Source organism: Varibaculum massiliense (genome assembly GCF_900106855.1).
In the GTDB taxonomy this organism is placed as follows: Bacteria; Actinomycetota; Actinomycetes; order Actinomycetales; family Actinomycetaceae; genus Varibaculum; species Varibaculum massiliense.
In genome coordinates this window covers 1,870,660-1,884,680 of the sequence record NZ_FNWI01000004.1, presented here as the reverse complement: position 1 = coordinate 1,884,680, position 14,021 = coordinate 1,870,660, and the positions used below count along the sequence as shown (strand labels likewise).

At 54.5% G+C, this 14,021-nt stretch carries 10 protein-coding genes and 3 tRNA genes; 6 read left to right on the top strand and 7 right to left on the bottom strand.

Annotated features, from left to right (window positions below):
• Positions 1-262 precede the first annotated feature (262 nt).
• The gene (gene dnaE / locus BQ5456_RS08370; RefSeq protein ID WP_071129566.1) at positions 263-3,811 is read right to left on the bottom strand and encodes a DNA polymerase III subunit alpha; all 3,549 of its coding nucleotides are present in this window, start codon (positions 3,809-3,811) and stop codon (positions 263-265) included.
• A 126-nt stretch (positions 3,812-3,937) separates the two neighbouring features.
• On the opposite strand from dnaE, the gene BQ5456_RS08365 reads away from it, so the two are divergent.
• Positions 3,938-4,011: transfer RNA gene (locus tag BQ5456_RS08365), tRNA-Lys, on the top strand.
• A gap of 29 nt (positions 4,012-4,040) precedes the next feature.
• A tRNA-Lys gene (locus BQ5456_RS08360) sits at positions 4,041-4,117 on the top strand.
• A 45-nt stretch (positions 4,118-4,162) separates the two neighbouring features.
• Here the strand turns inward: BQ5456_RS08360 and BQ5456_RS08355 are convergent.
• The 6 genes from BQ5456_RS08355 to BQ5456_RS08330 all read right to left on the bottom strand — a co-directional run bounded on the left by BQ5456_RS08355 (position 4,163) and on the right by BQ5456_RS08330 (position 9,016).
• Complete coding sequence (locus BQ5456_RS08355) at positions 4,163-4,639, bottom strand: peroxiredoxin (RefSeq protein WP_071129565.1); 477 nt, start codon at positions 4,637-4,639, stop codon at positions 4,163-4,165.
• Positions 4,640-4,742: 103 nt separating this feature from the next.
• Positions 4,743-4,827: transfer RNA gene (locus BQ5456_RS08350), tRNA-Leu, on the bottom strand.
• A gap of 53 nt (positions 4,828-4,880) precedes the next feature.
• Positions 4,881-5,987 (bottom strand): tRNA 2-thiouridine(34) synthase MnmA, encoded by a 1,107-nt coding sequence (mnmA, locus tag BQ5456_RS08345; protein ID WP_071129564.1) that lies wholly within the window; start codon positions 5,985-5,987, stop codon positions 4,881-4,883.
• A complete protein-coding gene (locus tag BQ5456_RS08340) occupies positions 5,988-7,235 on the bottom strand; it encodes a cysteine desulfurase family protein (protein ID WP_083378442.1) in 1,248 nt (415 codons plus the stop codon).
• Positions 7,235-8,218, bottom strand: a complete 984-nt coding sequence (locus BQ5456_RS08335) for an electron transfer flavoprotein subunit alpha/FixB family protein (RefSeq protein WP_071129563.1) — start codon at positions 8,216-8,218, stop codon at positions 7,235-7,237. Before BQ5456_RS08335 ends, BQ5456_RS08340 begins: the two co-directional genes overlap by 1 nt.
• 9 nt (positions 8,219-8,227) lie before the next feature.
• Positions 8,228-9,016: an electron transfer flavoprotein subunit beta/FixA family protein gene (locus BQ5456_RS08330; protein ID WP_071129562.1), complete on the bottom strand. Its 789-nt coding sequence runs from the start codon at positions 9,014-9,016 to the stop codon at positions 8,228-8,230.
• A 140-nt stretch (positions 9,017-9,156) separates the two neighbouring features.
• Here BQ5456_RS08330 and glgX point away from each other — a divergent pair, with 140 nt between their 5' ends.
• From glgX to BQ5456_RS08310, 4 genes are all read left to right on the top strand, one after another.
• Positions 9,157-11,406, top strand: a complete 2,250-nt coding sequence (glgX, locus tag BQ5456_RS08325; RefSeq protein ID WP_071129561.1) for a glycogen debranching protein GlgX — start codon at positions 9,157-9,159, stop codon at positions 11,404-11,406.
• 78 nt (positions 11,407-11,484) lie between these two features.
• Positions 11,485-12,000, top strand: coding sequence for a hypothetical protein (locus BQ5456_RS08320; RefSeq protein WP_071129560.1), 516 nt, complete (start codon positions 11,485-11,487; stop codon positions 11,998-12,000).
• A gap of 162 nt (positions 12,001-12,162) precedes the next feature.
• The gene (trpS, locus tag BQ5456_RS08315; protein WP_071129559.1) at positions 12,163-13,266 is read left to right on the top strand and encodes a tryptophan--tRNA ligase; all 1,104 of its coding nucleotides are present in this window, start codon (positions 12,163-12,165) and stop codon (positions 13,264-13,266) included.
• A 4-nt stretch (positions 13,267-13,270) separates the two neighbouring features.
• Entirely contained in the window at positions 13,271-13,936 is a 666-nt protein-coding gene (locus BQ5456_RS08310; protein WP_071129558.1) for a SanA/YdcF family protein, read from the top strand.
• The last annotated feature ends 85 nt before the right edge of the window (positions 13,937-14,021 follow it).

The following is a 14,021-nucleotide window of genomic DNA, read 5'->3' as shown; positions in this document are numbered from 1 at the left end:
GTATCCGATGCTTTCAGTAGTGAGTTCTTGATTATCTTTCGGTAAAAATCCGCTGGTGCGCTCTCAGCACCTACTTGGCGAGAGTCTTGTCGAGCCGTGACCATTATGTGTGATACCAGCGAGCGTGGAGCCTAGGTTTTATCCGAGTAGGCGCGGTGGGCATAAGAATTCGGAAAACGTCGCTACGTTTTCCGAATTCTTGGGCAGGAGGAAAAACCTAGGCTCCTCGCGGAACGTCGGGGATAAATCCGCACGCGGAAAGTTATTTGCGCTTTTCTAGACAGTGGAGGCCTAGCAGGGTTTTCAGCTGCGCCGCCAAACCGGATCCGCGGTTTACCCGCAAATCGTCACCGAGCTGCACGATAGTAGTGCCTTTAGAACTGCGCAGATGCATCCGGACCTCGCTTTGTCCCGGACTAGAACCCAGGATTTCCCGCAGTTGTTCCGCCACCTCCTCGGTTAGGCGATTAGCGGCGAGATAGATATTTAAAGGGCCGGTTGCTACCTGGCTAATGTCGGGCAGCATCATTTCTTGTGCATAGAGGGAAGCTTCTTCGTCACGAATCCGCACCCGCCCCCGCACACTCACAATTTCGTCCTCTACCAGGTCTTGTGAATACTTTTGGTAGGTTTGCGGGAAGAACAATACATCGGTGGAACCGGAAATATCTTCGATGGTGGCGATTGCCCACAAGTTTCCGTCACGTTTTGTGGTTTTGCGTTGCAGTCCGGTGACGAGACCACAAATTTGGATTTGCTGCCCGTCTCTGACCCCATCTTCGCTGGACAGATCCACGATTTCAGTGTCACTATTGTGGGCAAGAATCGTCTCCATTCCCTGTAAGGGGTGGTCGGAGACGTAAAGCCCCAACATATCGCGCTCGAACTTGAGTTTTTGGCGCTTGTCCCATTCGGGCAGATCGGGGATTTGCACGGTGAAAGTTACTGCCTCATCGGCATCCATCATCCCGAAGAGGTCTTCTTGCCCCATAGCGGCGTTTCGTTTCACGTCGATAACCGAGTCCACAGCCTCGATATGGATAGACTCGAGCGGGCGGCGAGCGTGTCCTAAGGAATCAAAAGCCCCGGCTTTAATCAGGGATTCCACTACCCGTTTATTGCATACCTCAATGGGAACTTTGTCCAGGAAATCATGGAAGGAAGTATAGGCACCTTTTTCGTTTCGGGATTTTACGATTTCGGACACCACATTGGTACCCACATTGCGCACCGCTGACAGACCGAAGCGGATGGATTCGCCGACCGCAGTGAAATCTGAGTCGGAGGCGTTCACGTCCGGAGGTAGCACCGCGATATTCATGCGGCGACATTCTCGCAGGTAGAGCCCGAGTTTATCCTTGTTGTCTTTAGTGGAGGTCAGCAGCGCCGCCATATATTCGGTGGGATAGTTGGCTTTGAGGTAGGCCGTCCAATAGGAAACTAACCCGTAGGCAGCGGAGTGTGACTTATTGAAGGCGTAGGACGAGAAGGGAACCAGAATTTCCCACAGTTTACTGGCAGCTTCCTCGGGGTATCCGCGCTCAATCATTCCGTCATGGAAACGCGAATACTGCTTATCCATCTCCTTTTTCTTTTTCTTACCCATGGCTCGCCGCAAAATATCTGCCTGCCCCAGGGAATACCCGGCGACTTTTTGGGCGATCGCCATTACCTGCTCCTGGTAGACAATCAACCCATAAGTTTCATCCAAAATATCGGCGAGGGCGTCGGAGAGTGCGGGGTGAATAGGCTCGATTTCTTGGCGCCCATTTTTCCGCAAAGCATAGTTGGTGTGGGAGTTTGCCCCCATAGGGCCGGGGCGATAGAGGGCGCCAACCGCGGAAATATCCGAGAATTCGGTGGGTTTCATTAGCCGCATCAGCGACCTCATTCCCGCGGAATCTAGCTGGAATACCCCCAGGGTTTCTGCGCGTGACAGCAGCTCGTAGGTAGGGCGGTTGTCCAGGGGAACGTGTTCTAAATCTAGGGGTTCTTTTCCATTCGCCACGATATTATCGAGGGCGTCCGAAATAACCGTAAGGTTACGTAGCCCCAGGAAGTCCATTTTCAACAGTCCCAAAGTTTCGCAGGTGGGATAGTCGAATTGGGTGATAATTGCCCCGTCTGCCAGGCGTTTCATCATAGGAACAATATCGGTTAAATCGTGGCTAGACATGATGACGGCGCAGGCGTGTACTCCCCATTGGCGAGTAATACCCTCTAGCCCTTGCGCCATTTTGATAACTGGCTTTACCTCGCCCTCGTTATCGGAAACATATTGGCGAAACTCGCTAGCTTCCCCGTAGCGCGGATGCTTGGGATCGTAGATTCCGGAAAGGGGAATATCCTTCCCCATAATCGCCGGCGGCATTTTCTTGGTGAGCTGATCACCCAGAGCATAAGGCTTATCCATGATTCGGCAAGAGTCTTTTAAGGCCTGCTTGGCTTTAATTTTGCCGTAGGTGACTACCTGAGCGACCCGGTCTTTCCCGTATTTTTCGGTCACGTAATCAATGACTTCTCCGCGCCGGCGCTCATCGAAGTCCACATCGATATCGGGCATGGACACTCGTTCGGGGTTGAGGAAGCGCTCAAACATTAATCCATGCTCCAGGGGATCAAGTTCGGTTATCCCCATCGCGTAGGCCACGATAGATCCGGCGCCCGATCCGCGCCCCGGCCCTACCCGGATACCTTGTTCTTTCGCCCAGTTAATATAGTCAGCGACTACCAGGAAGTATCCGGGGAACCCCATTTGGGTAATGATTCCACATTCGTAATCGGCCTGTTTCTGTGACTTTTCGGGAATCCCTTGCGGGTAACGTTTATGTAATCCTCGCTGGACTTCTTTCACGAACCAACTGGTGGCGTCTTCCCCCGCCGGCACCTGGAACTGGGGCATATAGTCGGCGCCTTCAGCGGTGGTTTGAAAATGCACCTCGCACATTTCCGCAATTTTCAAAGTGTTATCGCAGGCCTCGGGGAATTCAGAGAATAGTTCCCGCATTTGCTCCGCAGTTTTCAGGTAGTACCCGGACCCTTCAAATTTGAAACGATTTTCATCGTCGAGGCGCGAACCCGAGTTAATACACAGCAGCGCGTCTTGGGTGGGTTGATCACTTTCCAGCACGTAGTGGGAGTCATTGGTGGCTACCAGGGGGGCGTCAATAACTTTCGCCAGTTTCAGCAAGTCATTGCGTACTCGCCGTTCGATTTGCAGCCCGTGATCCATTAGTTCGATAAAGAAGTTTTCTTTCCCGAAAATATCTTGCAGTTCCCCGGCGGCTCGCTTAGCTTCTTCCCATTGCCCCAGGCGTAGGCGGGTCTGGATTTCTCCGGAGGGACAACCGCTGGTTCCGATTAACCCGGTAGAGTAGCGTTCCAGCAGATCCCGGTCGGCGCGCGGCCACTTTTGCATCTGCCCATCTATAGAGGCTAGCGAGCCGAGGCGAAACAGGTTATGCATTCCTTCGGTAGTGCGCGACAGCAAAGTCATGTGGGTATAGGCACCGCGAGCAGATACATCATCGCTTCTTTGGCTTTCTTCCCCCCACAGTTGCCGGGTCTGGTCAAAACGGGAGGTACCAGGGGTTATATATGCTTCGAGACCGATTATGGGCTTGATTCCCGCTTTACGGGCAGCAGCGTAGAACTCGTAGGCACCAAAAAGATATCCGTGATCAGTGATGGCAACTGCGGGTTGACCGACCTCTTTCGCGCGTTCCACCAGTTTCCCAATCCGAGCAGCTCCATCCAACATGGAATAGTCGGTATGAACATGAAGATGAACAAAATCTTTCGCTGGAGCCATGCCCCCCAGTTTAGCTTGGCGCCGGCTTTGTTTCTTGCGCGTGTGAAACTGCTCCCAATGCCGGCATTGGTTTCCCTAGGACGCGCCTGGCGGGTTAGAGTTTATGTCGTTGCGTTTAGCAATGATGCGCCACTAGCTCAACTGGCTAGAGCATCTGACTCTTAATCAGAGGGTTCGGGGTTCGAGTCCCCGGTGGCGTACGAAAATCTCACGATTTTCCTTTCATGATGCGCCACTAGCTCAACTGGCTAGAGCATCTGACTCTTAATCAGAGGGTTCGGGGTTCGAGTCCCCGGTGGCGTACCAAGGTTTTAGCCACAGATAAAGTTCCTCGTTGTCCTCTGTCGAGAGCTAATCGATTCCCAGTTCTTTGCGCAGCCGCGCCACATGTCCTTTGGCGCGTACCCGATATTTGGCGAGCACTACTTTTCCGTCTTTGCCCACTACTACGGTCGTGCGGATTACCCCTTTTACCAGGCGCCCATAGGAGTTCTTTTCTCCGTAGGCACCCCAGGCACTCATCACTTCCCGTTCCGGATCAGAGGCTAGCGGAAAGTTTAAGTCTTGTTTGTCCCGGAACTTTTCTAGGGCTGGCATTTTATCGGGGCTGATACCCACCACCGCGTATCCGGCGGACTTTAGGGAGTTTAAAGAGTCGCGGAAATCGCAGGCCTCGGTAGTACAGCCTGGGGTGGAGGCTTTGGGATAGAAGTAAATAACTGCCCCTTTTTCGGATTCTTCCAAGAGTCCTTGCAAACTAACTTCACTGCCTTGATCGGTAGGCAAGGTGAAATCTGGAGCCTTTTGACCTGGGGTTAACTCTGACATTGAAACTCCCTCTTAAATAGTTAAACGTAGAGATACTAGCGCCGGGGCGCTGTATTGATTTTAACTCTACCATTTTATTTAAGCTGGTCAGAGCCGCTATAGCTGGTACGCGAGGCGGGACTTGAACCCGCACGTCGTAAGACACTAGAACCTAAATCTAGCGCGTCTACCAATTCCGCCACTCGCGCTGGCTAGAACATATTAACCTAAGGAAAGGTATCCTTTCCAGTCCCAGAATCGGCTACTGCCCCTTTTCCTGCTTAAATGCGTCTTCGATAGTTGCCTCACAGATTGCGCGATCCCCGGCATAGACCACTAGGGATTGTCCGGAGGCGACCGCGCGGGTGGGCTTCAGCAGCTGGGCGCGCAAGGTACCGTCTGCCTCTAAATAAACTTTCGCCGGTACTTGTTGTCCATGCGCGCGATATTGCAAAGTTACTTCTGCCTGCCCGGCTAATGCCGGATTGTCCGATTCAGTCAGTAAGACCGCGTCGGTAGCGGTAATTCCGTCTACGCTCAGTAGCTCGCTGGCGCCAACGACTACCGTGTTAGTTTTCATATCGGTACCCAGTACGTAGCGAGGACGCCCATCGACAGCCGGCCGACCCAGGTTTAGTCCTTTGCGCTGCCCGATAGTGAATTGATAGGCGCCCGAGTGGGTGCCGACTTCCGCGCCCTCCGTATCCACGATTTTTCCGGTTTTGCTACCCAGGTGAGAACGTAAGAATCCGCGAGTGTCCCCGTCAGCGATGAAACAAATATCGTAGGAATCGGGTTTGGCTGACATGGGCAGACCGCGCCGCTCCGCTTCCGCGCGCACCTGGCTTTTCGATTCGTACTCCCCTAACGGGAAAACTACTTTCTCTAAGGCTTCTCGCCCCATTACCGCCAATACGTAGGATTGGTCTTTTTCCATGCATTTGGCGCGGTGCAGTTCCACTCCACCTGGTCCGTTAAGAACGCGCGCGTAATGCCCGGTACATACCGCATCGAATCCCAGGGCATCTGCGCGGGTGGCGAGTTCGCGGAATTTGACGAATTCGTTGCAGCGCACGCAAGGATTAGGGGTACGTCCGCGGCGGTATTCATTCAGGAAATCTTCTACTACGGTTTCCTCAAAGGTTTCCGCCATATCCCACACGTAGAAGGGAATCCCCAGCATAGAGGCTGCTAGACGTGCATCGGAGGCATCTTCTACGGTGCAGCAGCCCCGCGAACCGCAACGATTTTGGGTTTGGTTAGCACTGAGCGCCATGTGTACGGCGGTGACGTCATGTCCGGCATCAATTGCGAGGGCGGCGGCGACCGCAGAATCTACCCCTCCAGACAGGGCTGCCAATACTTTCATTTATTTCCTCTCCCGCTCTGCCAGTTTCCGGGAGGCATTGAGGGCGCCCGGTAGTGCCTGTAAGAGCCGGTCTACGTCTTCGTCCCGGGTGGACCAGCCGAAGGAGATCCGTAAAGATCCCAGGGCGTCCTGCTCGCTATATCCTTGCGCCAAGAGGACTGGGGAGGGACGGGCTACCCCGGTGTGGCAGGCGGAACCGGCCGAAGCGCAGATTCCCGCCTGATCCAGAGAGAACAGCAGTCCTTCGGCCTCCGCGCCTGCAAGCGCAAACTGGACAATACCGGGTACTGCCGGGGCGTTGCTGGCGAGTTTTACTCCCGTAATCTTTAACGCGCCTTGTACAAGCTTTTCCCGTAACTGCTGGTGGCGACGGGTAGTTTCTGCTAATTCTTGTTGGGCTGCCGCAAAAGCTGCCGCTGCCCCTACGGCGGCGATTACGTCTTGGGTGCCAGCCCTAAGCGCCCGTTCTTGGCCGCCGCCGCGTCGGTCGCTAGCGATTTTTACTTCCCGGCGCGCTAGCAACACCCCGAGGGATGCCGGGCCGCCCACTTTGTGACAGGCCAGCGAAATAGCATCTACCGGGGAGTCGGCAAAGTTTATTTCTTGACGTCCGGCAGCAGCAATCGCGTCAGTGTGAATAGCAAACCCGCTATCTGAGCTGTTCCCGCTACCTTTCCCGCCGGCAGCGTGACCGCTCTGCCGCGCCCGCGTATCTGCTACTGCCTTTTCGCGCAGCAAGTGGCACAGCTCGGAAACTGGCTGTACCACCCCGTTTTCGTTACACACGCTCATCACCGACACCGCCGCTATTTTAGTGGTGTCCAGGCCAGCTACCGCTTCCAGCTCTACTACCCCGCCGCTATCTACCGGCAGTAGCTGCACCTGGAAGCCGGCATCCTGCAAGTCGCGGGCATTAAGCCCAACTGCATCATGTTCTACCTGGCTAACCACTATTTGGGCGCGATGAGATTCCTGACGGCGCGCCGCCCTAGCCAGACCGCGCAGCGCCAGGGCACAAGAATCGGTGCCACCCCCGGTGAAAATGACTTCTGCCGGTTCGGCTCCCAGCGCCCTCGCCACCCGGGCGCGGGCGGTCTCTAGCAGCGCCGCCGCTTTGCGCCCAGCCGCGTGCGCGGATGACGGGTTAGCCCCGATTCCGGCAAGGCTAGCGGCAGCCTCATTCATAGCCGCTAGCGCCTGCGGGCGTAGCGGCTCGGAGGCAGCGTTATCGAGGTAGCTCAGCTCCACTATGCGTCCAGCGGTTTGATTCTGGACAGGGCATCTGGAACTACCGTGAACAGATCCCCGACTACCCCGAAGTCTGCCATTTCAAAAATGCGCGCCTCGGGATCGTCACAGATTGCCACGATTTTCTTGGCGCCGCGAATCCCGCACACGTGGTGGTGATCCCCGGAAACCCCCATCCCGATATACAGGTTAGGAGCGATGGAGATACCAGATTGCCCGATTTGGGCGGCGCGATCAATCCAGCCTTGTTCGCAGGCCACGCGGGTCGCCCCTACGGATCCGCCTAATACCTCTGCCAACTGCTCGGCCGGACCAAAATCGCCGTTAACGCCGCGACCGGCGCATACCACTACTGGCGCTTCGGTTAGTCCCGCGTGTGAAGATCCGGTGTCTTCCTGAGAAACCACTTGGATGCGTTTAGTGGATTCGCGCAGCTCTACCTGCAGGTTTTCGGTTTCTACCTCGCCGGCTTCGGCTACCGGAACTGCCGAAAGGGAAGTGGTACGCATGGCCACTACCGGAATTCCGCGGCGAATATAGTAACTGGTTTCCCAGGTGCCATCGAGTACCGATTTACCGGCAACCAGTTTCCCATCAACTACCTTTAAGCTGGTCACATCCACGCTGGCTCCGGAGCCTAAAATAATCGCGCATTGAGCAGCACCATCGCGCCCCCAGGAGGTCGAAGGCAGCAGCACTGCCCCGAAGTCGCCGTTGCGCACCGCAGAGCCCACCAGGTCGGCTAGAACTGCCCCTACCTGCCAGGTTCCGGTTTCTTCCGGGTCAAAGTAGCGCACTGCCGCTACCCCGACTTGGGAAAAATGGTGAGGGGCAATGGTGGAGGGCGCGAGTGCTACTACCTTGCCGTCAGTGATTTCACGCGCCAAAGTAATCAGGCGCGCCGCCGCCACCGACAGGTGCTGGGGACGAGCCGCATCCGGGTGGGCAAAAATTAAAACGTCTTTATCTATTTTTTCACTCACGATTTCCTCCTACTTCTCTTGCGCAAAACCGGATTCAACCAGGTATTTCGCTAGCGCTTCGCCGGCATTTGCCGAATCGGTGACGATAGTTCCTTGGTTCTTGGTTTGTTGATAAAGCTGGGCATCTAACACTTCGGTTCCCGAATCGGCAGCCCCTACTTCTTCCGCGCTTAACCCTAGCTGCGTCAGATCCCATTGCTGCACCGGTTTCTTCTTTGCCGCCAACATTTCTTTAAATCCGGGATAGTGGGGGCGGTTCGCCTCGTCATTTACCGAAAGCACCAGGGGGTATTTCGCCCGCAAACTTAAAGCGGTTCCCTCTTGATAACTGGTGGCTGCCACGCCCTCGCCGCTGAAACTAACTTCCGAGGCATCGCTAATCACCGGCAGATTCAAGGTAGCCGCCAAGGCTCCCGGCAGCATCGAGGTCATCCCGTCCAGGGAGGAACTCCCGCAAATCACCAAATCAACGTCCCGGATTTTCTGGATAGCCCGCGCCAACACCCGAGCAGTCACGGTCACATCCGAGCCCGCTAGAGCCGGGTCACACAGGTGATATGCCTGGTCTGCCCCCATCTGGAGGGCGCGCAGCAAGGCTTTCTTCGCCCCCTCCGGCCCCATAGTGAGCGCAATAATTTCGGCATCAGGTACTGCCGCTTTTGCGCTGAGCGCCGCCTCGATGGCGTTCTCATCCAGGTCGTTCAGGGTATCTTCTTCCCCGCGCACCAAGCGACCGTTTTCGATTCGCCGCTCAGACTGCGGGTTGGGTACATGCTTTACAGTTACGACAATCCTCATAGTTCTACCTTGCCACAAGGTTTCGCGGTGAAAAAGTGAGAAGCCCTCTCCCTTAGCTAAGGGAGGAAATTAAATGTTCAACCTACCCCGTTTTACTGAAGGAATGGCTCTATTCTGTAGCACCAGATAAGATGACAAGCGTGTCAAGAAAAGCATTAGACGACTATTTTAGGCCGTCCAGCCCCTATGTGCATGGCGGCGCCGCCGACCCCAGCCGGCTAGGGGTTCACTTGCAAGGCAACGGGGTGGATATCGCAGTGGTTGCCCCTAATGCCCGCGCGGTAGAAGTCTGTTTTTTCACTTCCGCGGAACCTACCGCTCCGGAAAGTCGCTACCGGCTTTTGGGACCGGTAGATGGCATCTGGCATGGACATGTAGCCGGGGTACTGGCCGGCACCTATTATGGTTTTCGCACCTGGGGGCCTTGGGATCCGGAACGCGGACACGTTTTCAACCCCTATAAACTCGCCCTCGACCCTTATGCCCGCGCTATCAGCGGCAATGTTCATCTTTCGAGCCAAACCTACGCCCATAAAACCGATGATCAGCTTTACCCGCTGCATCCCTTCCAGCTCGACCCCACCAACTCGGCTCCCTATACGGTGCGCGGGGTGGTCACCGGTAAAGAGTTCGACGTAGCGCCTGGGCCGGCAATTCCGTGGGAAAACACGGTTATTTACGAGGCACACGTTAAGGGACTCACCAAACAGTTACGGGGAGTACCGGAAGAATTGCGCGGAACTTATGCGGGACTAGCACACCCGGCCACTATCGCCTACCTGAAAGACTTAGGGATCACCACGGTAGAGCTATTGCCGGTACATGCGAAACTCTCAGAAACTTTCCTAAACGAGCGGGGATTAACTAACTATTGGGGTTACTCCACTCTGTCCTATTTCGCGCCGGAACCTTCTTATGCCACCAAGAATGCCCGCATGCTTGGTCCCATGGCAGTATTGGACGAGTTCCGAGGTATGGTATCAATTCTGCACCAAAACGGGATAGAACTGCTGATAGACGTGGTTTACAACCATACCTGCGAAGGCGGGGGTGACGGGCAGGCGCTTTCTTGGCGCGCCCTCGATAACGCCATGTATTATCGTCTGGATTCCCACGGTGCCAGCATCGATTATTCCGGTTGCGGTAACACTCTAGATACCGGGCATCCGCGAGTAATTCAGATGATTCTAGATTCTTTACGCTATTGGGCTGGCGATGTAGGGGTGGACGGTTTCCGCTTTGACCTGGGGGTTACCTGCGGGCGGGGCGAGGAACATTTCACTCGTTTCCATCCTTTCTTCCAAGCCTGCCTTGATGACCCGGTTTTGCGGAATACGAAAATGATTGCGGAGCCTTGGGATATGGGACCGGATGGGTGGCGCACCGGAGACTTCCCGCTCCCCTTCTCTACCTGGAACGATCGTTATCGGGATACCGTCCGCGGCTTTTGGGTGGCCGACGGGCGCGCCCAGTCGCGCGGCGAATCTCGAGGCGCTCCCCCCTTTGAACTAGCTTCCCGACTTTCTGGTTCCCAAGATATGTATGGTAGCGGGAATATCCCGGCGGTGCGTCCTCCCCGCTGTTCAATTAACTTCGTAACCGCACACGATGGATTTACCCTGGGGGATTTGGTCAGCTACGACCATAAACACAACGAAGAGAACCTAGAGAACAACCGGGATGGCTCCCCCAATAATCTGTCTTGGAATCATGGCAGCGAAGGGCGGGCTTTCCAGCTCAGTAATGATATGGACCCGGGCATAGATGGCGATTCCCCACTGGCAGAACTGCTAGCCGCTCGGGTACGTTCTGCCCTTAACTTGTTCACCACTATGCTTATCTCTTCCGGCACCCCCATGATTTTGGCGGGTGACGAGTTTGCGCGCACGCAAGGTGGTAACAATAACGCCTATTGCCAAGACAATGAAACTACCTGGCTGAACTGGGAGCTGGTGGATTGGCAAAAAGACTTTTATGTGGCGGTGCGAAAGCTGATTACTTTGCGGCGCGAGCACCCGGTTTTCCGACCTGCAAACTATTTGACCGGTCAGCGACATCCCGGAGATAGCCTCCCCGATGTTTCCTGGTATAACCAGGTGGGGCTACTAATGGGCGATCGAGCCTGGCATGATCCTGCCAGCCGAGTTTTCCAAATGCTCCGTTCGGGACGCCCCTACGGGGATCAGGATCTACTGGCGGTTTTCAACGGAACCTTGTCCCCCAAACATGTGCGGCTAGCTCCGGGACGAGGAACCGCCTATCAAGAGATTTGGGATTCTGCGGTTTCTGAACCGGAAGCGGAAGCTCCCCCGTTTAACCTAGCCGGCGACGATATCCTGCTCGAGCCCCTATCAATCAAACTTTTCCTAGCCGATTCTAGTGGGGATTAACGAATCCCGTACTATTAACACAGTAACGCCTGGTCTCTGGAAATAACTTGAGAGCCTTTTCAAGTAAGGAGAATCCCCATGCTAAAGAAAGTTATCCTTACGGTTTTCATCGCCTTTATCGTTTTTGTGTTGGCATTCGGATACGCATTCTCTAATCTCAAATCAGAATCCGTCTACTATGCCCAACACACCCCGCACAGTAAACAGGCAGAACCCGTCCTCATGGAAGTGGCACTTAATCTTGACTGGATCTATGCCCCAGATGTAAAGGGAATAAAATACGACTACGACGGTTATCGGAATATCTACAACTATAATTACGCGAAAAAAGAGGCGCCTTCCTTCTGTTTTTGGGCATCTGGGGAATACGAATATTTCGATGGCAATTCTTTGAACTACATTTTCGATAGAAAATTTAAATTAGTTGAAGTATGGAACAGTGACACTCTCAAACGGGTTTCAAAAAATGTGGATCTTCCGGCGGTAAAGAAAGACATTTACCGCACGGTGCAGCCGGTGATTGATGCCCAATCCGAGCCCCTGATTAACCTGCAATGGCTCTACGATTGGGTCAACAAAGACCGCTTTAACTAGCCCCCGTACCTGACGGAACATCTTTACCGAGAAAGCTACTATGTGCGCGAGAGAGATTAGCAGGAGGAAAAATCTCGCCCCTACGCACCTAACAACAAGAAAGAGGCTTATCAGTTGCACCCGGTTTTCCGGGAATATCCTTGGCACCGTAGACTGGGAACCATGAGCGATAGCGGCGAGAGACTAGAAAATTCAACCGATGCGGCTTCTTTAAAGCGCGCGGAGCTGAAATCTCAAGAGATTGAGGCAGCGATCGATAAGGATCCTTCCAAGTTCCGGGTACTCTCCGGGGATCGCCCGACTGGCGCCCTGCACTTGGGACATTATTTTGGGACGATTAAGAATCGGGTAGAGATCCAAAAGCGCGGGGTGGAAACCTGGATTCTGATTGCTGACTATCAGGTGATTACGGATCGGGAGGGTACTGGCCCGATCCGCGAGCGCGTCCTAAATATGCTGGCTGACTATATTGCTTGCGGCCTGGATCCGGAAAAAACCACGATTTTCACTCACTCGTCAGTTCCGGCAGAAAATCAATTAATGTTGCCTTTCCTTTCGCTAGTTACCGAGGCGGAGCTACACCGCAACCCCACGGTGAAGGCAGAGCTGGTGGCTTCGGAGCGCCCCATGTCAGCGCTGCTGCTGACTTACCCGGTACATCAGGCGGCCGATATTTTGTTCTGTAAAGCTAATCTGGTGCCGGTGGGTAAAGATCAACTCCCCCACTTGGAGCAGGCGCGGGTGATTTCTGATCGCTTCGAGCGGGTTTACCGGCGCAAATCGGATTTAGAACACCGGGTGTTCCCCCGTCCGGAGGGGTTACTTTCGGGTGATGGCGCCCTGATTTTGGGCTTAGATGGTGAAAAAATGTCGAAATCGCGGGGTAACACTGTCGAATTGGGGATGACCGGCGATGAAACTGCGAAACTAATTAAACGCGCGAAGACGGATGCGGAGCGCCAGATTACTTATGATCCGGAGAATCGCCCCGAGGTTTCTAACCTGTTACGGCTGGCCGGCCTGGCTAGTGGGCAGGATCCGCGTACTATTGCCGAGGAAATCGGGGATCAAGGGGCTGGCAAACTAAAACAGGTGCTCACGGAGGCTTTGGATGCGGCTTTGTCCCCGATTAGGGCGCGGCGCACCGAACTATTAGCTGACCCCGGCTATTTGTGGCAGGTACTGGAACGCGGGAATCAACGCGCAAATGAAGTTGCTGACCAAACCCTGGCGGAAGTACGTCAGGCGATGAACATGGTTTACTAGGCTGATGCGCGCTCTGCGAGCTCTGATCCGGCTAGCGATTACCCTGGTGGTTATCGCCGTGATTATCGTGGCGGGAACCAATGTTTATGTATGGCAACGCACTAAGGACGAGATTATTTCTCTTACCGAGGCTAAAGATAAAAATGCCCAGGTAATCCTGGTTTTAGGGGCGGGGGTAAATCCGAATGGTACTCCCTCGCCGATGCTGGCTCACCGCCTGCAAACTGCCCTAAATCTGTATCAGGCGGGCGCGGCGAAGAAAATCTTGATTAGCGGCGATCATGGGCAGGTACATTACGACGAGATCAAGGCCATGAAAAGTTGGTTGATTAACCACGGAGTTTCTGCCCAGGCGATTTATGCTGATCACGCTGGTTTTTCCACCTACGAGTCGGCTTACCGCGCAGAGGCGATTTTTTCGGTGCAACGCGCGATTGTGGTCACGCAACCCTATCACCTGCCTCGCGCCCTCTACGATTGTCAAAGCCGCGGAATCGAAGTTTGGGGAGTAGGTGCTGCCGGTAACGCCTATCCGGGGCAAACCGAGCGTAACCTCCGCGAGTATCTGGCACGCACCAAGGATGTTATCTGGGTAGCCACCGAACAAAAACCCACCTATCTGGGTCCCAAGATTTCTTTAGATGGCCCCGCCTCGGCTACTGACGGCTAAAATATTTTCTGCGTTTCCGGATAGCTGTTTCTTCTTTACTCTTCTTTTTTAGTGCTAGCTGGGAGCGGAAAGGACGCGAGGCGCG